Genomic DNA, 20,024 nt, shown 5'->3' with positions numbered 1-20,024 from the left:
CGGATGATGACTTGCGCACCGGTCGCGCGGTGCTCTCCTGCCACGCTACGGGCGCGCGACCGCGTGCGGCGAGGCCTCGACATCTCCCCGTCGACCGGTTAGCCTGCGCCCAAAGTCGGCACCCGGGCCCAGCGCCCAGGACCCGGCATCCGAACCCCGGATCCCGGCACCCGCCTACGTGCCCCGGAGCAACCGCACCGTGCACTGCTCGTCGGCGCTCCAGTGGCGTCGGTCGCGTAGCCGCGCGCGGGATCGGCGCAGGCGCGCGAGCAGCGCGGGATCCTCGGCGGCCGCAAGCACCCGCGGATCGATGTACGACGACCGGGTGACCGCCGGGGTGTTGCCCAGCCGCTCGGCCACCGCCGCGACCACGCCGCGGACGGCCCGGGCCGTCGACGTCGGCGTCTCGAACTCCACCGGATCCACCTCGAGGAGGCGGGACGTGGCGAGCATCGTGCCGCCCCAGGTGCGGAAGTCCTTCGCGGTGAACTCCTCCCCCATCACTCGCTTGACGTACGCGTTCACGTGCCGGCTGTCGACGTTCCGCACGATCGGTTCTCCCCCGGGCTCCTCCTGGTCCAGGAACCGGAACAGCTCCGCCCCGGGCAGCTCCTCGAGCCGCGCGATGAGCGTGGCGACCCGGCGATCCCGAATCGTCCGCGTGTGCCGCTTGCCACCCTTGCCGACGAAATCGAACGTGACCGAGGTGCTCGTCGCGGTGGCGTGGGAGGTGCGCAGCGTCGTGGCGCCGTAGCTGCGATGGCGCCGCGCATACGCCGCGTTGCCCACGCGGAAGTACTCCTCGTCGATGATGCGGAGGATGCAGGCCACCACACGCTCACGGCTGAGACTGCGCTTGCGGAGGTCGCGGTCGACCTGCGCGCGCAGCGCGGGCAGCTGGTCGGCGAAACGGATCAGGCGGGTGAACTTCGCGCGATCCTGCTTGCGTCGGAACGCCGGATGATAGATGGCCTGCACCCGCCCCGCGGCGTCGAGTCCGCGGGCGAGCACCTTCGCGGAGGGCGAGCGCGCGATCTCGACGTCGACCCAGGCGGGCGGGATCGCCAGGGCGTTGAGGCGCTCGATCTCTCGCACCCGCGTGATGCGACGCCCGCGGAGCCGATAGATCGGTGATCCATCGACGATCTCGCGGGTGATGGGGCGGCGGGCGCTAGCCACGCGACGGCCCGGAGCGCTCGGAAGGGTCAGGGGGCCCGGGATCTTCCGCGGCGCCCGCGCCTCGCCCGGATCCCGCAGCGTACAGGTCGAGCAGCCCGGCGATGCCGGCGTCGGCGAAGCGAGCCTCCTGCACCCGCGCCGGGCTCCCGAGCCGTCGTCGCCGCTCCAAGTACGCCGTCACCCGGCCGAGGTCGCCGGCCGCGTCGAGATCCGCGGTGACCGACTCCCGCATGCGGTCCACGAGGTCGAAGGCCGGCTGCGCCACACCCAGCAGCGGATCGACGAGCCGCCCCTCGAGCCCATCGCGCGCGGCGAGCCAGATCGCCCCGTCGACGGTCGTCGGTGTGAGGCGCGGCGCCCGGATCCCGGCTTCGTGCTCCCGCAGCGCCGCCGACACCAGGGCGCGGGCGAGCAGCGCGAAGTCCACCGCGTCGGCCGCGGCGAGCTGAGCATCGGCGATCCGCAGCTCGACCGTCGGATAGCGCTCGGAGAGGCGGGCGACCCAGGTCACGAGCCCGGGATCGATCAGAATGTCGCTCGCGACCAGCTCGGAGATGGTGCGCGTGTAGTCCGCGCCGCTCTCGAACGGCGGCGGGTATCCCGTGACCGGCCACTGCAGCGCATTGATGTGACGCCAGCTCGCGAATCCCGTCGGTTCACCGCACCACAGCGGCGAGTTCGCGGTGAGGGCGAGGAGCGCCGGGCTCCACCGCGCGAGCCGGGCCAGCACATCGACGCCCGCGTCGCGGGACGGAACGGCGACGTGCACATGGGTGCCCGTACCGTACTGGTGCGCCGCCGCCGTTCGCACCGTCGCCTGGATCTCGCGGTAGCGGGACTTCGGGGTCACGGTGCCGGCGACGTCGCCGCCGAGCGGCGGGAGGCCTGTGCCCGCGAGCACGGCGCCGTGCGCGGCGGCGATCCGGGAAGCGGCGCGTCGGAACTCCGTGAGCGACGCCTCCGCCTCGTCCGCGCGGGTGCAGACCGCCGTCGCGGTCTCGAGCTGGCTGGAAAAGAACTCGCGATCCGCGCGGTCGCCGGGGATCGGCAGCTCACGGATGATCTCGGCCGCACGATCGGCTGGTCGGCCGGTCTCGCGGTCGAGCAGGAGATACTCCTCCTCGACGCCGAACGTCAACTCATCGGGTGCGTGCATCGTCGGTCCTTTCCTCCGGGGCCCGGCGTCGCTCGGTCCCCAGCGGGCCTCCTGTCGGGGCCCGGCACCAGCCTGCCCGGCGCACCGGGGGCCCGGCAAGGGCTTGCGCGGCGGATCGCGGATTGGCTAGTGCGGCAGATCGCGAATAAGTTAGTGCGGCGCGATCCCGTCGGTGCCGATCACGATGCCGGTGCGCAGCTCGCTCAACTGCGCGAGCACCATCGCCGCGGCCTCGGGGTCACTCACCCGCTCCTTCGCCGCGGTGTCCCCCGCCCCGACCTTGATCCCGAGGTCGTCGGGGCCGAGCACGCGGAACACGTCCTCGTCCGTCACGTCGTCGCCGAGGAACAGCACCGGCGCCGCCGGCAGCAGCGCGCGGATCTGCTGCAGCGCCGACCCCTTGTCGCTCGTGCGCACCGAGAACTCGCGGACCTGCTTGCCCTCGCGCATCTGGATCCCCGGCACGGCACCCAGCTCCACCGCCGCCGCGAGCAGCTCGTCCGCGCGCTCGGCCTCCGCCACCTCGCGGGTGTGCACGACGATCCCGAACGGCTTCCGCTCGAGCCGCACGCCGTCCTCGTCGCGGAAGACCCGATCGAAGCGACGCGACAGGCGCGAGAGGCGCTGCTCCTCGTCATCGCTGAGCGGGCCCGTCGCGGTCGATGCCACGCCCTCGGTCTCGGCGCCGGACCCGGTCCCGGCACCCGCCCGGCCACCGGTCGCCGCCTCCAGCCCGGTGAGCTCGGCGCCGTGAGACGCCGACAGGATCCAGGCGTCGGACTCGAGTCCCGTGACCTGGAGCCCGTCGATGGAGCGCCCCGTGAGCAGGATCACCTGCACCCCGGGCGACTCCTGCAGCACGTCGAGCGCCTGGCGGGCTCGGGGCAGGATCCGCGCGTCCTGCGGACGGCCGACGATCGGCGCGAGCGTGCCGTCGAAGTCGCTGGCCACGATGAGGGTGGGGGCGGTCGCGAGCCGCCGCAAGCGCGCCCGCAGCGCGCTGGAGACGAACACCTCGGGTGCGGCGGTCGGCTCGGGCCCCTCCGGGCTCTGCGCCTGTTCCAGCACCCGGGACCGGTTCTCCGCGACCGCCGCGACCGATCCGAGATACTGATTCGCCCAGTGCGCGACATCGTTGTCGTACACTGCACGGCGCAGCGACCGCATACGACGGCGCTGCTCATCTCGCGGCAGGTGGATCGCACGCAGCATCGCGGCTTTGACCCCCTCGATGTCGTGAGGGTTGATGAGCAGGGCGTCGCGCAGTTCATCAGCGGCGCCGGTGAACTCGCTCAGGATCAGCGCGCCGCCCTCGTCGGCGCGGCAGGCGACGTACTCCTTGGCCACGAGGTTCATGCCGTCGCGCAGCGGCGTGACGACCGCGACGTCGGCGGCGAGGTAGAGCGCGGCCATCTCGTCGCGCGAGTAGCCCCGGTGCAGGTAGACGAGCGGGGCATGCCCGATCGATCCGTGGGCGCCGTTGATCCGCCCGACCGTCACCTCGACTTCTTCGCGCAAGCGCTGATAGGCCTCGACCTGCTCACGACTCGGGCTCGCGACCTGCACGAGCACCGTGTCCTGCGCGCTGATCTCGCCGTCCTCGAGCAGTTCCTCGAAGGCCTTCAGGCGGTGCCGGATCCCCTTCGTGTAGTCCAATCGGTCGACCCCGAGCAGGATCGTGCGATCCGTGCCGAGCTCTTCCCGGATCTCCTGCGCGCGGTGCCGCACCTCGGGGCTCGCGGCGAGCGCCTCGAAGCCGCCGGCGTCGATGGAGATCGGGAATTCCTGCGCCAGCACCGAGCGCGACGGGCGCCCCGGTGCCTCCGGGATCACGATGGTGTTGCCGCGTGCCGGAGCACCGGCGTAGCGCTCCGTGACGAAGCGGAAGTTCACCGCGTCCTGCACGCGCTGGAAGCCGATCACGTCGGCGCCGAGCAGACCGCGCGTGATCTGCCGCCGCCACGGCAGCTGCGCGAACAGGCTGCGCGGCGGGAACGGGATGTGCAGGAAGAACGCGATCGTGACGTCGGGGCGGAGCTCGCGCAGCATCTCGGGCACGAGCTGCAGCTGGTAGTCGTGGACCCAGACGATGGCCCCCTCAGCGGCCTCCTCGGCGACGCGCTCGGCGAAGCGGCGGTTCACCCGCTGGTAGGAATCCCACCAGGTGCGGTGGTACACCGGCGCCGAGATCACGTCGTGGTAGAGCGGCCAGAGCGTGCCGTTCGAGAAGCCCTCGTAGTAGGACGCCATCTCATCGCTGCTGAGCGGGATCGGCGCGAGGCGCATCGACCCGATCTCGAACGGCTCGATCTCCTCGTCCGTACTGCCGGCCCAGCCCACCCAGAGGCAGCCGAGCTCGCGCACGATCGGCTCGACCGCGGTGACGAGCCCGCCGGGCGACGTGCGCCACTCGGCCGAGCCGTCGGGCAGCCGCACCCGATCGACCGGCAGTCGATTCGACACCATCACCAGTTCGCGGCCGCGAGCGACATCGCGCAGATCGAACATTCCAACGCCCCCAACACCTGTAGCGTTCAGCGAAACCGTTCCGTGCCTCCCAGTCTAGTCACGACCGCTCGGGCACGACGGCCGCGTCCGTCGAGCGCCACCGCTCCGGCAGCTCGTCGAGCCCCGGCGGGGTGAACAGCGTCGCCACCCAGGTCGTGATCGGCACGGCGAGCACCAGACCGATGGAACCGCAGAACGTCCGCACGAGCTCGACCGCGATGTCCTCCTTCGTCAGGAGCGACAGCACCGGTCGATCGGTGAGGTACAGCAGCAGGAGCACGCTGAGCGCGGCGCCGACATAGGAGAAGAACACGGTGTAGACGGTCGACGCGATGTGGTCGCGACCGATCCGCATCGCGCGGGCGTAGATCTCGCGCCGCGCCATCGCGGGGGCGGCCGCGCGCAGCTCCCACACCGCCGAAGCCTGGGTGATGGTGACGTCGTTGAGGATCCCGAGCCCGGCGATGATGATGGCGCAGGTGAGGAGCCCCCGGAAGTCGATCTGGGTGGTGACGCCGGAGAGGACGCCGGATGCCTCGTCTCCGATGCCACTGAGTCGGGTGGTATGCACGGCGATGAGGGAGATGGCGGCCATGATCAGGATGCCACAGAGGGTGCCGATCAGCGCCGCGGTCGTGCGCATGGTCGGCCCGTGCACGAAGTACAGGGTCGCGAACATGATCGCGCTCGATCCGACGAGCGCGACCGGGAGCCCCGGCTGCCCCGTCACGAGCGCGGGCAGGATGAACGCGAGGAGCACCCAGGCGCTCACGGCGAGAGCGACGAGCGCGAGGAATCCGCGGATTCGACCGATCCAGACGACGACCGCGACGAAGAGCAGCGCGAGGAGGGCGAGCGGCAGTCCGCGGAAGACGCCGGAGACGCCGTAGTTCGCCGCGGAGACGTCGTACTCGGTGGCGGGGGCGTCTGCTGCGGCGTCGGTCGCGGGGTCGGTCGCGGCGCCGGGCTCGGCGCCGGGCTCGGCGTCGTCCGCTGCGGCAGCGCCGCCCGGGGTGTCCTGTGCCACCGCCGGGGCGACCGTATAGGCGATGAGCTCGACCCGGTCGCCGGTCTGCAGTCCGGCTGCGGCGAGCGCGCCACGGACCGGCAGGCTGAGCATGCGGCCGGAGTCGGGGCCGGATCGGACGCCCACGCTCGCCGTGATGCAGCGCTCCCCCACGCTCATGCCGGCATCCGACTCAGGTGATCCCGGTGTCGCGCACTCCTCGGTGATCCCGAGGATCTCTCCCTCCTCGTACCGCACGTCCTGGGCCGTCGTGCCGCTCTGGGTCGCCACCTCCGATACCTGGTTCCCGTTCGGCCAGAGCGACACGAGCCCCGCCACGGTCGCGATGGCCACGGCCGCCAGCACGGCGAACGTCACGATCCGGACGACCCGGCTCGTGGCGACGGCACTGCTCGGCAGATCGTGTGAGTGACCGTGCCCGTGGCCCGAACCGGTCCTGTTGCCGGATCCTGATCCCGATCCGCTCCCGGGCGAGGTCCCGCGTTCGGTGCGATCGGTGCGGGCCCATCTATTGAACATGGTTCTCAATCTACCAACGGCGGATCGATCCACCGTTCCCGAACCGGGGCGCGGCGAGATCCGCCGCGGGGCGGAGAGGATCCCCCGACCGAGGGAAGTGCGAGCCCGAGCCCGCGATGAGAATGGGACGTACGCAGAAGGGAGCACCCCATGAACGCATCGCAACGGTCTCGGTCGAGCTCACCGCAGTCGAACCCCAACTACGGTTTGTCGCTCGGTATCGGCATCGGCCTGCCGCTCGGCCTCGTGATCGGCCTGCTGACGGACAACGTCGGGGTCTGGTTGAGCGCCGGCCTGGCCATCGGAATCGCCTTCGGGCTCATCTCCGACGAGCGGCAGAAGAAGGCGCGCGCGGCTCAGCGGGTGAAGGTGCTCGATGGCGCGACGTACACGCTCGTCATGCGCACGGATCCGTTGCCCGGCCAGCGCCATCACTTCTGGCTGGGCGACAACGGCCGCGAGCTGGAGCTGACCGACGCGGAGGCGGCGGAGCTGGGCTGAGCGGCGGGCTGGCGGCGGGCCGGCGGCGGGCCGATGATGCAGCACGCCCGTTGCGGGGTCAGTTTGGCGTGGTGCGACGCGGTCGACACTCCCCCGAAGTGACCCCGGAACGTCGGGCCGGAAACACCACAGCCCACCAACAACAGAGCCCCGGAACTCCACTGAAATCTCAGCGGTGTTCCGGGGCTCTCTGTCGGGATGACAGGATTTGAACCTGCGACCCCGTCGTCCCGAACGACGTGCGCTACCAAGCTGCGCCACATCCCGATCGCGCTTTCACGCAAGGAATACTCTATCGGGTCGTCGGCAAAAAACGAAAACGGGCGGGCACTGGAGAGCGCCGCACGGCGGGTCGCGACGCACCGCCGCGAACCACCGATGCACGGCACCGCCGCACGGCACCGCCGCACGGCACCTCAGCGCGGCGCTACACCACCAACGCCGCGAGCACCGTCGGCTCGAGCTGCCCCGGCCACGTGGCGCGCAGCACCTCGGTCGTCGGCACCGCCAGCGACGGGATCGCCGGGGACGGCACCGCCGGATCCACGACCCGCCGTACGGCGAGCGTCGCGAGCGGCGTCGAGAGCTCCACCCAGTCGCCGTGCTCCTCCGCGACGGCGTCCCACAGCCCGGGCACGGGCGCGCCCGCGGATCCTGAGCCCCGCACGTGCACGGCCCGCTCGAGTGCCGACTCGGCGCCGTCGGCGTTCCGCAGCACGAGCTGAGCCTCCGATCCCCCCTGGGCGACCGCGGTGGCGAGCACGGCGCGATACACCGGGTCCCCGGTCGCGTCGCTGATCCACCGCGTGCCGAGCACCCCGTGCTCGGAGGTGCCGACGAGGGACGCCTCACCGCCCTCGAGCAGCGCCCCGCGATAGCTGAGCGGCACGTGGTACACGGTGTCGCCACCGGCCGTCAGCAGGTAGCCCTCGAGTCCGACCTCGCCCTCCGGGTCGTCGAAGCGGTATGCGCCGAGCGAGCTGAGTTGCGCGATGTCGCCGGAGAACCACGGCTGGAGCGGCAGCCACTCCGCGAGCAGTTCGAGCTTCGACGGGTGCATGGTGGTGGCGTGGATCACGGACATGCCCAGATCATACGCCTCGCCGCCGACACCGCGCATACGCCGACACCGACACCGCGCACCGACACCTACCCGCCCGTACAGCACAGCGCGGGGCCGGACACACGTTGCTGCGTGTCCGACCCCGCGCTGTCACGGGCGGGAAGGCCTTACTTCTGGTTCTTGATCCGCGATGCGGAACGCGCACGAGCGTTCGCATCGAGCACGACCTTGCGGATGCGCACCTCTTCGGGGGTGACCTCCACGCACTCGTCCTCGCGGGCGAACTCCAGGCATTCCTCGAGGGTGAGCTGGCGCGGCGGGGTCATGGACTCGAAGGAGTCGGAGGAGGCCGCACGCATGTTGGTGAGCTTCTTCTCCTTGGTGATGTTCACGTCCATGTCCTCGGAGCGCGAGTTCTCGCCGATGACCATGCCCTCGTAGACCTCGGCCGTCGGCTGCACGAAGAACGACATGCGCTCCTGCAGGTTGATGAGGGAGAACGGGGTCACGACACCCTGGCGGTCGGCGACGATCGACCCGTTGTTGCGGGTGACGATCGGGCCGGCCCACACGTCGTAGCCGTGCAGGATCGCGTTCGCGATGCCGGTGCCGCGGGTGGTGGTCATGAACTCCGAGCGGAAGCCGATGAGCCCGCGCGACGGCACGATGAACTCCATGCGCACCCAGCCGGTGCCGTTGTTCACCATGTTCTCCATGCGGCCCTTGCGGTTCGCGAGGAGCTGCGTGATCGCACCGAGGTGCTCTTCGGGGGTATCGATCGTGAGATGCTCGTAGGGCTCGTGCGTCTTGCCGTCGACCTGCTTGGTGACCACCTGGGGCTTGCCCACGGTGAGCTCGAAGCCCTCGCGGCGCATGTTCTCGACGAGGATCGCGAGCGCGAGCTCGCCGCGTCCCTGCACCTCCCACGCGTCCGGGCGCTCGGTGTCGAGCACGCGCAGCGACACGTTGCCGATGAGCTCGCGGTCGAGGCGATCCTTGATCATGCGCGCGGTGAGCTTGTGCCCCTTGACCTTGCCGACGAGCGGCGAGGTGTTGGCGCCGATCGTCATGGAGATGGCCGGCTCGTCGATCATGATCGCCGGGAGTGGGCGCACGTCGTCGGCGTCGCTGATGGTCTCGCCGATCGTGATGTCCTCGATGCCCGCGATCGCGACGATGTCACCGGGGCCCGCCTTCTCGGCCGGGTAACGGGTCAGCGCCTTCGTCAGCAGCAGCTCGGTGATGCGCACGTTCTGCACGCTGCCGTCGAGCTTCACCCAGGCGACGGTCTCGCCCTTGTGGATCCAGCCGTTGTGCACGCGCAGCAGCGCGATACGGCCGAGGAACGGCGAGGAGTCGAGGTTCGTGACGTGGGCCTGGAGCGGCGCCTCGTCGTCGAAGCTCGGAGCCGGCACGCGGTCGAGGATCGTCTCGAAGAGCGGCTCGAGATCCGGGTTGTCGGGCAACGACGCGTCGGCGGGACGGTTGTGGCTCGCGGCGCCGGCGCGGCCCGAGAGGTACACGGTCGGTACATCGAGCACCGCGTCCACGTCGATGTCGGGGTGATCCTCGGAGAGATCGGACGCGAGGCCGAGCAGCAGATCCTGCGCCTCCCCCTCGACCTCTTCGATGCGCGCGTCGGCGCGGTCCGTCTTGTTCACCGCGAGGATCACGGGGAGCTTCGCCTCGAGCGCCTTGCGCAGCACGAAGCGGGTCTGGGGCAGCGGGCCCTCCGACGCGTCGACGAGCAGCACGACACCGTCGACCATGGACAGCGCGCGCTCGACCTCGCCGCCGAAGTCGGCGTGGCCCGGGGTGTCGACGACGTTGATGACGATCGGCGTGCCCTTGGCGTGCGCACCCTCGTAGGTGATGGCCGTGTTCTTGGCCAGGATCGTGATGCCCTTCTCACGCTCGAGATCATTCGAGTCCATGACCCGATCGTCCATCTCGGCGTGGGCGTCGAACGAGTTCGTCTGCCGCAGCATGGCATCGACGAGCGTCGTCTTTCCGTGGTCGACGTGTGCGACAATAGCGACGTTACGGAGGTCTTCGCGTGTGGCGAGAGCCATAAAAGTGGAGTCCTAACGAGACGAACGGATCGCCGGCACAGCGGGTTGCCGGGCACGGCCAGAGATGAACCTGGGCAGGATGCCAGGGACGGCCGACGCACAATTCTAACGGATACCTGGCGCCGCTGCGTCAAAATACCACAGGGAAAGGCGACGCCGACGATCATGAGGCCGGAATCGCCCCGACTGACCCCCGGCCTGCTCGTCGTGCTCGCGGTGATCGCCGCGGTCGGGCCGCTCGCGACCGACATGTATCTGCCGGCCTTCACGGACATCGCCACCGACCTCGGCTCGAATCCCTCCTCGGTGCAGCTCACCCTCACCACGTTCATGCTCGGGCTCGGGATCGGCCAGCTCTTCCTCGGCCCGCTCTCCGACCGCTGGGGGCGGCGCGGGGTGCTCATCATCGCGCTGGCGGTGTTCGCGGCGTCGAGCATCGCGATGACGTTCACCCCGAACGTCGAGATCTTCATCGCCCTGCGCACCGTGCAGGGGTTGTCGGGCGCCGCCGGCATCGTGCTGAGCCGCGCGGTGATCGCCGACACCGAGAAGGGCTCCGCCGCGGTGCGCGCGTTCAGCCTGCTTGCCATGATGGTGGCGATCGCGCCCCTGATCGCGCCGCTCGCCGGCGGGGTGATCAGCGAGTTCTGGGGCTGGCGCGGTGTGCTCGCGGTGGTCGCGGCCGTGACGGTGCTGATGTTCGCGCTCGCGTGCCTCTTCGTGCACGAGTCGCTCCCGCGGGACCAGCGCCACGTGGGCGGCATCAGCCGCACCCTCGCGAACTTCGCGCGCTTGATCCGGGATCGGAACTTCTTGCTCCTGATGGTGGTCGTGGGCATGGCGTTCGGCACGCTGCTCGCCTACATCTCGGCGTCGCCGTTCGTCGCCCAGGTGATGCTCGGCATGTCGCCGACGCAGTTCTCCCTCGCGTTCGCGGTGGGCGCCCTGTCGATGGTCGCTGCGAATCTGCTGAACGCGCGCTTCGCCGGGCGTGCCAGCCCGATCCGGATGCTCCTCATTGGCAGTGGTCTCGTGCTGCTCGCCGCGGTGGCGATGACGGTGTTCGCGACGACCGGCACGCTGACGGCGGCGGGATTCATCCCGAGCGCGTTCGTGCTGAGCGGCGGGGTGGCGCTCGTCATGGCGAACACTTCGGCGATCGCACTGGGCCTCGCCGATTTCGCCCGCGGGTCGGGATCCGCGCTCCTCGGCGCCTCCCAGTTCCTGGGCGGCAGCATCGTGTCCCCGATCGTGGGCGCGTGGGGCGAGCACACGGCGCTGCCGATGGCGCTCACGATGCTGACGACCTCGGCCATCGCGATCGTGTGCGTGCTCGTGGTTCTGCGGTCCCGCCGCGTCTAGCCCGCGCTTTCCGCGCCGCGCCGCGCCACACCAAGCCGCGCCACGCGCCCCCACCCATCCCCACACCACCCCGAGTGAACGTGAATGCCCCGTGTGAGACTCCACACGGGGCATTCACGTTCACTCGAAGAGGAAAAGGGAGAGGATGGCCTCGCTACACCCCGAGCTCGATATGTGCACCGGGGATCGCGGCCAGCAGGTTCTTCGTGTACTCCTGCTGCGGGCGCTCGAAGACCTCCTCGGTCGTCGCCTGCTCCACGATCCGTCCCTTCTGCATCACGCACACACGATCCGCGATGAGCCGGACGACCGCGAGGTCGTGCGTGATGAACAGGTAGGTCAGCCCCAGCTCGCGCTGCAGCTCCGCGAGGAGATCCAGAATCTGCGCCTGCACCAGCACGTCGAGGGCCGACACCGCCTCGTCGAGGATGAGGATGTCGGGCTTCAGCGCCAGCCCGCGCGCGACCGCGACGCGCTGCCGCTGCCCGCCCGAGAGCTCGTTCGGGTACCGGCTCGCCAGCTCGCGCGGCAGCGCCACCTGATCGAGCAGCTCGAGCACCCGGGCCTTGCGGCTCGCAGCGTCGCCCACGCCGTGGATCTTCAGCGGCTCCATGATCGTGTTGCCGATGTTGGTGAGCGGATCGAGCGAACCGTAGGGATCCTGGAACACCGGCTGCAGCGTGCGCCGCAGATCGAAGAGGCCCTTGCCGGAGAGCCCGGCGGTCTCCTTGCCGGCGATCCGGATGCTCCCCGAGGTCGGCTTCTCGAGCTGCAGCACCATCTTCGCGATCGTGGACTTGCCCGAGCCGGACTCCCCCACGAGCGCGAGTGTCTCGCCCTTGTTCACGGTGAACGTGGCGTCGGACACGGCGTGGAAGTCCTCGGAGCTGAAGTTGCCCTTCCGGATCTTGTACACCTTGCCGAGATCCGCGACCTCGATCATCGGCTGACCGTGCGCCACCGTCTCGCGCGCGCTCGCGGTGAGCGCGGCGACGTCGAACGACTCGGTCGGCGCGGCGGGCAGCTCGGCATCGCTCCCGATCCGGCGCGAGGCCAGACTGGGCGCGGCCGAGACGAGCCGCTTCGTGTACGGATGCTGCGGACGCTCGAGGATCTCGCGGCTCGGCCCCGACTCCACGATGTTGCCCTTGTACATCACGATCAGCTTCTCGGCGCGCTCGGCGGCGAGGCCGAGGTCGTGCGTGATGAACACCACGGCCGTGCCGAGCTCGCTCGTCATCTTCGCGAGGTGATCCAGGACCACCCGCTGCACCGTGACGTCGAGCGCCGAGGTCGGCTCGTCCGCGATCAGCAGCTGCGGGTCGGCGGAGAGCCCGATGCCGATGAGCGCACGCTGCTTCATGCCTCCCGAGAACTGGTGCGGGAACTGCTTCATGCGCTTCTCGGCGTCCTGCAGCCCGGCCTGCTGCAGCACCTCGACGGCGCGCTCGCGCACCGCCTTGCGGCCCTTCGCGACGCCGTTCGCCCGGATCGCCTCCTCGACCTGGAACCCGACCGACCACACCGGGTTCAGGTTGGACATCGGGTCCTGGGGCACGAGACCGATCTCGCGACCGCGGATCGACTCCATGTCGCGCCGGTGGATCCCGACGAGCTCGCGCCCGTTCCAGAGCACCGAGCCCTCGGTGATCCGGCCCGTGCCGGGAAGCAGGTTCATGACCGCGTGCATCGTGGTCGACTTGCCGGAACCCGACTCGCCGACGATCGCGACGGTCTCGCCCGGGTAGACGTCGAGATCGATGCCGTGCAGCACCTCGTTCATCGCCCGATCGACCTTGAACGCGACCTTCAGGTCGCGCACGCGGAGCAGCGGCTGCATGAACGCCTCGCCCCCCTGTGGGTTGTGTTCGCTCATCGCCGAGCCCTCGCCTTCGGATCGAGCGCGTCGCGAACGACCTCGCCCAGCAGGATGAAGCCCAGCACGGTGACGGTCAGCGCGATGGACGGGTAGATCAGCGGCATCGGATCGGTGCGGAGCGAGAGCTGCGCCGCACTGATGTCATTGCCCCAGCTGATGTAGTCGCCGGGGGGCAGCCCGACGCCCAGGAACGACAGCGTCGCCTCGGCCACGATCGCCGACGCGAGCGAGATGGTCGTGACGACGATCGCGGGGGCGATCGAGTTCGGCAGCACGTGCCGCAGCAGCGTGCGGGGGCGCGACAGCCCGAGCGACTCCGACGCCATCACGAAGTCCGCGTTCTTCACCCGCAGGATCTCGCTGCGCACGATGCGCGCGGTGATCGGCCACGAGAACCCGCCGATCGCGAGCGCGATGACGAACGGGTTGCGGTGATCCGACAGCACGCTCATCACGACGACGGCCGCGAGGATGTAGGGGATCGAGAAGAAGATGTCGCCCAGACGGGACAGGATCGTGTCCATGATGCCGCCGAAGAAGCCGGCGAGCGCGCCCATGACCGTGCCCACCACGAACGTGATGAGGATCACGAGCAGACCGACGGAGACCGACGTCGAGGCGCCGTAGACGATGCGCGAGTAGACGTCGCAGCCCTGCTTGTTGAACCCGAGCGGGTGACCGGCCTCCGGCCCCGCGTTCGAGAACGCCAGCGAGCAGGCCCGCGGATCCACCTGCGTGAAGAGACCCGGCAGCAGCGAGACGAGGCCCACGAGCAGGATGATCGCGGCGGAGATCCAGAACATCGGGCGGCGGCGCATGTCGCGCCACGCGTCGAGCCAGAGCGTCGACTTCTTCTCGGCGATCCGGACCGCGTCGACGGCGACGACGGGCGTCTCGTCGATCGGGGCCACGAAGTGGACGATGGGCGGCTTCGCGCCGCGCGCGGGCTGCTGCGGAGCAGACTGCGGTGCGGAGTGCGACTCAGACATAGCGGATCCTCGGATCGAGCACGGCGTACAGGAGGTCGACGACGAGGTTGACGCCGAGGTAGATGAGCACCATCACGGTCACGAAGGAGACGACCGTGGTGTTCTCCCCCTTCAGGATCGCGTTGAACAGCACGTTGCCGACGCCGGGCACGTTGAAGATGCCCTCGGTCACCGTGGCACCGACCATGAGGATGCCGAAGTCGGTCGCGGTGTTCGTGATCGTCGGGATCAGCGAGTTGCGGAGCACGTGCACCGGGATCACGCGGCCCCGGCTCAGTCCCTTCGCGTACGCGGTGCGCACGAAGTCCTGATTGAGCGTGTCGATGACCGACGCGCGCGTCAGGCGCATGCTCGTCGCGTACAGGCTGACGCCCAGCACGATGGCGGGGAGCAGCAGATCCTGGATCGGCGCCCCCGCCCCGACTGTGGGGCTGAACCAGCCGAGTTTCAGGCCGAGGCCGAACTGGGCGATGAAGGCGATCACGAAGATCGGGATGCTCATGAAGATCAGCCCGATGATCAGGTTGATGTTGTCGAAGAGCTTGCCCTTGCGCAGACCCGAGAACAGGCCGATCACGATCGCGAGGCCCAGCGAGATGATGATCGCCATGACCGCGAGGCGGATGGTCACCGGGAAGGTGCGCGCCAGGATCTCGGAGACGGGCTCACCGGAGAAGCTCATGCCGAAGTCGCCGACGAAGATCCCCTGCAGGTACAGCAGGTACTGGATGAAGAACGGCTTGTCGAGGTTGTACTGCTCGCGCAGCCGCTCGAGCACGGCATCGCTCGGGACCTTGTCGCCGAACATCGCGGCGACCGGGTCGCCGGGCATGGCGAAGACCATGAAGTAGATCAGGAAGGTGGTGCCCAGCAGCACTGGGATCACCTGGAGGATGCGGAAGAGGATGTATCTCAGCATGCGCCGCTCCTCCGCTCAAAAGTGGATGGCATGGTGCGTCGTCTTTCGGGTGGCTCACATGTGGCGAGGATCGGACGGCTGTGTCCGGATCCTCGCGGGAATCGGCCCCGGACAAGACCGGGACCAACGATGCCGAGGCCCCGAACGCGATGTCCGGGGCCTCGGCGAAGAGGGTTAGCCCTTCGTGATCTCGTTGAAGATCGGCACGGAGTTCCACCCGAAGGCGACGTTGTCGACGCTCTCGCTGTGGCCACCCGTGGTGCCCTGGTACCAGAGCGGGATCGACGGCAGGTCGGCGAGCAGGATCTCCTGCGCCTCGTTCAGCTTCGCGATCCGCGCGTCGTGATCGGACTCGCGCGACGCCTCGTCGAGCAGCGTGTCGAAGGCCTCGTTGGAGTAGAAGCCGTGATTCGAGCTGGAGCCGGTGTAGTACAGCGGCTGCATGTAGTTGTACGCACCCGGGTAGTCGCCCTGCCAGCCGGCGCGGAACGGGCCGCCGACGACATCGGCTTCACGATCGTCCAGGAACGCCTGGAAGGTCGGGTAGAGCTTCGGCGCCGCGGTGATCCCGAGGTTGTTCGCCCACTGGTTCGCAACGGCCTCGATCCACACCTGGTGCGGGCCGTCGGAGTTGGTCGCCACCTCGAGGGTGCCGGTGAACGGGCTGATCGCATCGGCCTCGGCCCAGAGCTTCTTCGCCTCGTCGGCGTTGAACTCGAGCACCTCGGCACCGGCGAGATCGTCGGCGTAGCCGTCGACCACCGGCGAGGTGAAGTCGGTCGCGGGGATGTTCGTGCCCTCGAAGATCACGTCGATGATCTCATCGCGATCCAGCGCCATGGAGAGCGCCGCACGACGGAGCTTGCCCTCTTCACCCGTGAAGTGCTCGAGGTTCTCCGAGATCGTGAGCGTCGTCGTGAGCGCGCCGGCCTGGTTGATCGCACGATCGCCCAGCTCCTCCTGGAACACCGAGAAGGAGGTGTCCGGGATCTGGTCGAGCACGTCGAGGTTGTTCGCCAGCAGATCGGTGTACGCGGCGTCGAGCGACGCGTAGATCTTGAAGTCGATGCCCTCGTTCGCGACCTCGCGCGGGCCCACGTAGGTGTCGTTCTTCACGAGCGCGATCGACTCGTTGTGCTTCCAGGCGTCCTCGCCATCGAGCTTGTACAGGCCGTTGCCGATCGGGTTCTGACCGAACGCCTCCATGTCCTCGAACGCGACGTCCGGGAGCGGGTAGTAGGCCGAGTAGCCGAGGCGGTCCGGGAAGTCCGGGGTCGCGGCGACGGTGAAGGTGTGGTCGTCGACGATCTTGAGCCCCGACATGGCCTCGACGGGCTCGGTCTCGCTGAAGCCCTCGATGACGCTGAAGAAGTACTGGTTGCCCATCGCGTTGTCGACGTTGGCCGCGTAGTTCCACGCGTCCACGAAGTTCTTCGCGAGCACCGGGGTGCCGTCCGAGAAGACCGCGTCGTCGCGGAGCTTCACGGTCCAGGTCACCTGGTCGTCGGACTCGATCGACTCCGCAACACCCATCTGCGTGACGCCGTCAGCGTCGTAGTAGACGAGGCCCTCCCAGAGCGCGTCGACGACCTTGCCGCCGCCGACCTCGGTGGTGTCCGCGGGCACGAGGCCCTTCTGCGGCTCGGTGTTGTTGACCGTGATGATCCCCGAGCCGGCTGCGCCGCCGCCCGAGCCCTCGCCGCTCGACGAGCAGCCCGACAACACAAGTGCGCTTGCGGCCGCCAGAGCGATAAAGCCCAGCGCCTTCTTCGAACGCTTCACAGGTATTCCCCTTTGCTTTCCCCGCGTCGCACGCCGATTCAGATTTCCAGATGCCGCACGCCTCTCGCACCAATGTGTGCGATTCCAGCTGCGTATCCCGCTCAATCTGCGCGCGAACGGAACGTAATTGACGCTTCTCACCCTAGCTGGCGTGTCTGAAGATCATCGACTCAGGCCGCGTTCGCAACCGACTCGTGACGACAGTTTGTGGATCCCGAGGAATTTCACGCGAATTCAGACGAGCGGATTGTCGTATTCGAATATCCGCTGGAGCGGCTCAAGACGCTGTCTGGTACAACCCGTTCGCGCACCGGATCCGGGATCCCCCTCGGGCGCTCGCCCGAAGAACCGACGCTACGCTGAGTCCGTGACCACCCCCACGGCGACCACGCACCCGCGCCCAGATCTCCGCACCCGCATCCGCTCCCGACTCCGCTGGGAGATCGGGATCGTGCTCGCGCTGTCGTTCGGCGCCTCCGGTGTCTACGCGATCGTGAACATCGTCGAGCGGCTCACGCGCGAGGCGGCGCTCTCCGCCCAGACGGCGACGATCAATCGGCCGCTCGCCGAGCGCCCGACGTTCGACCTGATCTACCAGCTGCTCGGCTTCGCCTTCGGCCTCGCGCCCGTCGCGCTCGTGATCTTCCTGCTCTGGAGCGACCGCCGCCCCCACCTGCGACGGCTCGGCTTCGGCCGGCCCGTCAACGGAGGGCGACTGTGGTGGTTCCGCGAGACGGGAGGCGGCTTCCTCCTGGCCGCGGCGGTCGGGATCCCCGGGATCGTGTTCTACGTGTTCGCGAAGACGATCGGGATCAACACGACCGTCGTCCCGGCTGCACTGGACGCCGCCTGGTGGACCGCGCCGATCCTGATCCTCCAGGCGCTCCGCGCGGCACTCGGCGAGGAGCTGATCGTGGTTGCCTACCTCTTCGACCGTCTCAAGCGGCTCGGCTTCGGCACGCTCTCCATCATTCTGTCGAGCGCGCTGCTGCGCGGCAGCTACCACCTCTACCAGGGCTTCGGCGGGTTCATCGGCAACGTGGCGATGGGGCTGCTGTTCGGCTGGGCGTACCACCGGTTCGGCCGAGTGCTCCCGCTCGTCGTGGCGCACTGGATCCTCGACATCGTGAGTTTCGTCGGGTATCCCCTGGCCGTCGCGCTGCTTCCGGCGCTGTTCGCGGCGCCCGCGGCGTAACCCCCGCGTCGTGGCAGTCGCTACGCCGGCTTGATCGTCGTGACCCAGGCCGCGACGAGACCCCAGACCTCGTCGTAGAGCTCGGGCGCCGCGGCGCACCGGGTCGCGGGCTTCCGCACCTCGTACGTGCCGTTCTCGAGCAGCGTCGCCCCCCACGCGGTGCGCATGTCGGCGCACTCGTTCGGGAACGAGTCGAGCAGCGCCGAGGACAGCACCAGGTTCGAGCCGTCGGGAATCGAGAAGCTCGTGGACCCCAGTTTCTGCGAGAGTTCGGACGTGGCGTTCCACGGCCCGATCGGCATGTTGTTCGTCGGCCCCACCTCGACCGCCGGCACCTCATCGGGGTCGGGCGTCGGATCGTCGGTCTCCGTCGGCTCGGTGGTCGCCGGAGTCGAGGGCGAGTTCTCAGTCGTCGGCTGCGTGGTCGTCGGCGCCGGCGTCGCGGTCGTGTCCCCTCCCCCGCGCGCGAGGTTCACCATCACGATCGAGCCCACGAGCGCGAGCACCGCGACGACCCCGACGATGATCCAGGGACGGAACTTGGCGATGCGGTTCGTCGACTCCGGCTTCGTCTCCAGCTGCGCCGTGCGCACCCGCTCGGCCTGCTCGTAGGCGAGGCGGTCGCGTGCCGGAACGGGGCGGGGCTCCTCTCCGGCCGGGCCGAACAGTTCCTCAAACGGATCTCTAGTCACGCACTCAGCCTAACGAGTTCCTGACTGAGGGTCTCCCTGACGATCCGCGTGCGCGACGATGCGCGCCGCGAGCTCGGCGAGGTGCGACGTGTCGGTGCCGCAGCAACCGCCGAAGGTGGCCGCGGTCGGCACCACGCTCGAGAGCCGCCACTCCGCCTCCGCGAAGTCCGCAGGCGCGTCACCCGGGCCGTCATCGCCGTGACGCGCAGCGTTCAGCCGGAAGCCGATGAGGCGGTCGAGCTCGGGCGATCCCGCGCTCCCCTCGAGCCCCGTCCGCACCTCGTCCGGGTGCGCGCAGTTCACGAGGAACCCCAGCGCCGCGGCGTCCGTGGCGGCGTCGACGGCGGCGATGGCGTCGACGAGGGAGCTGCCGTCGGCCAACCGGCCGTCCGCGCCGACGACGAACGACACCGCGGCGGGGATGCGCACCGCGACCGCGGCCCGCACGACGCCGATCCCCTCGTCCGCGTCGAGTGTGGTGACCGAGGTCACACGGTCGGCACCGGCTTCCGCCAGTGCCGTCACCTGCGGTGCGTGGTACGCCGTCGCCTCCTCCGCGCTCATGCGCGCGTCTGCGACGTAGTCGTCCCAGCGCGGACCGACGCAGCCGTTGATGACCGCGCGACCGGCGTCGTCGCACGACCGCACGAGGGCGACCGCGTCCGCGTTCGCCGCCGCCAGGCGCTCCGCGTCGTATCCGAGCAGCGCACCCCAGTCGGCGTTCGCGCGCCACGTCGGGGTGTCGAGTGTGAGGGGCAGATCAGACGCCTCCGCGAGTTCGACATAGGGCCGGAAGTAGGCGCGCAGAGCGTCCCGTCCCTCGACCGAATCGAGCAGCACGAAGGCCGCGAACTCCGGGAGCTCATGTCCGAGGGCCTCGGCGAGCGACGTCTCGATCCCGCCATCCGCGAGTCCGACGGCCGACGTGCGCGTCATGCCGCGCCTTCGGCACCGCCGTGCTCGGCGCGGAACACGGCGACGAGGGCATTGGCGTGGCCGTGCCCCATCCCCTGCTCCTTGAGGAAGGCCACCTGCTCCATGTGCTTCTGCCCGGCGGTGGGGCGCAGCACCTCGATCCACTCGTCGATCGATTTGCCGTACGTGGCCTCGATCGAGGGGAAGTAGGACTTCGGTCCCTTGACGGTCTCACTCATCGCTGTTGCTCCCTTGCTGCGTGACTG

The 20,024-nt window shown here is 69.4% G+C and carries 16 protein-coding genes and 1 tRNA gene; 3 read left to right on the top strand and 14 right to left on the bottom strand.

The window, feature by feature from the left end; genetic code table 11:
• Positions 1-174 precede the first annotated feature (174 nt).
• The 4 genes from MUN76_RS14160 to MUN76_RS14145 form a co-directional block, all read right to left on the bottom strand.
• Complete coding sequence (locus MUN76_RS14160; protein WP_244685567.1) at positions 175-1,179, bottom strand: DNA topoisomerase IB; 1,005 nt, start codon at positions 1,177-1,179, stop codon at positions 175-177.
• Positions 1,172-2,335: a carboxylate-amine ligase gene (locus MUN76_RS14155; RefSeq protein ID WP_244685565.1), complete on the bottom strand. Its 1,164-nt coding sequence runs from the start codon at positions 2,333-2,335 to the stop codon at positions 1,172-1,174. The genes MUN76_RS14160 and MUN76_RS14155 overlap by 8 nt, the downstream gene beginning before the upstream one ends.
• A gap of 150 nt (positions 2,336-2,485) precedes the next feature.
• A complete protein-coding gene (locus MUN76_RS14150; protein ID WP_244685563.1) occupies positions 2,486-4,843 on the bottom strand; it encodes a bifunctional alpha,alpha-trehalose-phosphate synthase (UDP-forming)/trehalose-phosphatase in 2,358 nt (785 codons plus the stop codon).
• Between the two features lie 58 nt (positions 4,844-4,901).
• Entirely contained in the window at positions 4,902-6,389 is a 1,488-nt protein-coding gene (locus MUN76_RS14145; protein ID WP_244685562.1) for a YibE/F family protein, read from the bottom strand.
• A gap of 150 nt (positions 6,390-6,539) precedes the next feature.
• On the opposite strand from MUN76_RS14145, the gene MUN76_RS14140 reads away from it, so the two are divergent.
• On the top strand, positions 6,540-6,890 hold the full coding sequence (locus tag MUN76_RS14140; protein WP_244685560.1) for a glycine zipper domain-containing protein: 351 nt from the start codon (positions 6,540-6,542) through the stop codon (positions 6,888-6,890).
• Between the two features lie 193 nt (positions 6,891-7,083).
• Here MUN76_RS14140 and MUN76_RS14135 read toward each other — a convergent pair.
• From MUN76_RS14135 to typA, 3 genes are all read right to left on the bottom strand, one after another.
• Positions 7,084-7,157 (bottom strand) — tRNA-Pro (locus tag MUN76_RS14135).
• A gap of 160 nt (positions 7,158-7,317) precedes the next feature.
• Positions 7,318-7,974: a maltokinase N-terminal cap-like domain-containing protein gene (locus MUN76_RS14130; RefSeq protein WP_244685558.1), complete on the bottom strand. Its 657-nt coding sequence runs from the start codon at positions 7,972-7,974 to the stop codon at positions 7,318-7,320.
• Between the two features lie 146 nt (positions 7,975-8,120).
• Entirely contained in the window at positions 8,121-10,025 is a 1,905-nt protein-coding gene (typA, locus tag MUN76_RS14125) for a translational GTPase TypA (RefSeq protein ID WP_244685557.1), read from the bottom strand.
• A gap of 165 nt (positions 10,026-10,190) precedes the next feature.
• Between typA and MUN76_RS14120 the strand changes: the two genes are divergently transcribed.
• Entirely contained in the window at positions 10,191-11,387 is a 1,197-nt protein-coding gene (locus MUN76_RS14120) for a multidrug effflux MFS transporter (protein WP_244685555.1), read from the top strand.
• 154 nt (positions 11,388-11,541) lie between these two features.
• On the opposite strand, the gene MUN76_RS14115 is transcribed toward MUN76_RS14120, so the two are convergent.
• The 4 genes from MUN76_RS14115 to MUN76_RS14100 form a co-directional block, all read right to left on the bottom strand.
• Complete coding sequence (locus tag MUN76_RS14115; RefSeq protein ID WP_244685553.1) at positions 11,542-13,263, bottom strand: dipeptide ABC transporter ATP-binding protein; 1,722 nt, start codon at positions 13,261-13,263, stop codon at positions 11,542-11,544.
• Positions 13,260-14,255 (bottom strand): ABC transporter permease, encoded by a 996-nt coding sequence (locus tag MUN76_RS14110; protein WP_244685551.1) that lies wholly within the window; start codon positions 14,253-14,255, stop codon positions 13,260-13,262. Before MUN76_RS14110 ends, MUN76_RS14115 begins: the two co-directional genes overlap by 4 nt.
• The gene (locus tag MUN76_RS14105; RefSeq protein ID WP_244685549.1) at positions 14,248-15,174 is read right to left on the bottom strand and encodes an ABC transporter permease; all 927 of its coding nucleotides are present in this window, start codon (positions 15,172-15,174) and stop codon (positions 14,248-14,250) included. Before MUN76_RS14105 ends, MUN76_RS14110 begins: the two co-directional genes overlap by 8 nt.
• 174 nt (positions 15,175-15,348) lie before the next feature.
• Positions 15,349-16,956 carry a peptide ABC transporter substrate-binding protein gene (locus MUN76_RS14100; protein ID WP_244685548.1) on the bottom strand — a complete coding sequence of 536 codons (1,608 nt, stop codon included), beginning with the start codon at positions 16,954-16,956 and terminating at the stop codon, positions 15,349-15,351.
• Between the two features lie 367 nt (positions 16,957-17,323).
• On the opposite strand from MUN76_RS14100, the gene MUN76_RS14095 reads away from it, so the two are divergent.
• Positions 17,324-18,151 (top strand): CPBP family intramembrane glutamic endopeptidase, encoded by an 828-nt coding sequence (locus tag MUN76_RS14095; RefSeq protein ID WP_244685546.1) that lies wholly within the window; start codon positions 17,324-17,326, stop codon positions 18,149-18,151.
• A 20-nt stretch (positions 18,152-18,171) separates the two neighbouring features.
• Here the strand turns inward: MUN76_RS14095 and MUN76_RS14090 are convergent, their stop codons facing one another.
• Genes MUN76_RS14090 through MUN76_RS14080 form a run of 3 tightly spaced genes read right to left on the bottom strand, consistent with a single transcriptional unit; the run spans position 18,172 to position 19,997 of the window.
• Positions 18,172-18,843 carry a hypothetical protein gene (locus MUN76_RS14090; protein ID WP_244685544.1) on the bottom strand — a complete coding sequence of 224 codons (672 nt, stop codon included), beginning with the start codon at positions 18,841-18,843 and terminating at the stop codon, positions 18,172-18,174.
• Positions 18,844-18,852: 9 nt separating this feature from the next.
• Positions 18,853-19,779 carry a homocysteine S-methyltransferase family protein gene (locus MUN76_RS14085; protein WP_244685543.1) on the bottom strand — a complete coding sequence of 309 codons (927 nt, stop codon included), beginning with the start codon at positions 19,777-19,779 and terminating at the stop codon, positions 18,853-18,855.
• Positions 19,776-19,997, bottom strand: a complete 222-nt coding sequence (locus MUN76_RS14080; protein WP_244685541.1) for a DUF4287 domain-containing protein — start codon at positions 19,995-19,997, stop codon at positions 19,776-19,778. The genes MUN76_RS14085 and MUN76_RS14080 overlap by 4 nt, the downstream gene beginning before the upstream one ends.
• Between the last annotated feature and the right edge of the window lie 27 nt (positions 19,998-20,024).

It is taken from the genome of Leucobacter rhizosphaerae (genome assembly GCF_022919175.1).
In the GTDB taxonomy this organism is placed as follows: domain Bacteria; phylum Actinomycetota; class Actinomycetes; order Actinomycetales; family Microbacteriaceae; genus Leucobacter; species Leucobacter rhizosphaerae.
This window is presented reverse-complemented; position numbering and strand designations above follow the sequence as displayed.

Bases quoted from the DNA above. Each gene is read 5' to 3' on its own strand.
- MUN76_RS14155 (WP_244685565.1), bottom strand. From the start codon at position 2,335: ATGCACGCACCCGATGAGTTGACGTTCGGCGTCGAGGAGGAGTATCTC.
- MUN76_RS14150 (WP_244685563.1), bottom strand. From the start codon at position 4,843: ATGTTCGATCTGCGCGATGTCGCTCGCGGCCGCGAACTGGTGATGGTG.
- MUN76_RS14145 (WP_244685562.1), bottom strand. From the start codon at position 6,389: ATGTTCAATAGATGGGCCCGCACCGATCGCACCGAACGCGGGACCTCG.
- MUN76_RS14140 (WP_244685560.1), top strand. From the start codon at position 6,540: ATGAACGCATCGCAACGGTCTCGGTCGAGCTCACCGCAGTCGAACCCC.
- MUN76_RS14130 (WP_244685558.1), bottom strand. From the start codon at position 7,974: ATGTCCGTGATCCACGCCACCACCATGCACCCGTCGAAGCTCGAACTG.
- typA (WP_244685557.1), bottom strand. From the start codon at position 10,025: ATGGCTCTCGCCACACGCGAAGACCTCCGTAACGTCGCTATTGTCGCA.
- MUN76_RS14120 (WP_244685555.1), top strand. From the start codon at position 10,191: ATGAGGCCGGAATCGCCCCGACTGACCCCCGGCCTGCTCGTCGTGCTC.
- MUN76_RS14115 (WP_244685553.1), bottom strand. From the start codon at position 13,263: ATGAGCGAACACAACCCACAGGGGGGCGAGGCGTTCATGCAGCCGCTG.
- MUN76_RS14110 (WP_244685551.1), bottom strand. From the start codon at position 14,255: ATGTCTGAGTCGCACTCCGCACCGCAGTCTGCTCCGCAGCAGCCCGCG.
- MUN76_RS14105 (WP_244685549.1), bottom strand. From the start codon at position 15,174: ATGCTGAGATACATCCTCTTCCGCATCCTCCAGGTGATCCCAGTGCTG.
- MUN76_RS14085 (WP_244685543.1), bottom strand. From the start codon at position 19,779: ATGACGCGCACGTCGGCCGTCGGACTCGCGGATGGCGGGATCGAGACG.
- MUN76_RS14080 (WP_244685541.1), bottom strand. From the start codon at position 19,997: ATGAGTGAGACCGTCAAGGGACCGAAGTCCTACTTCCCCTCGATCGAG.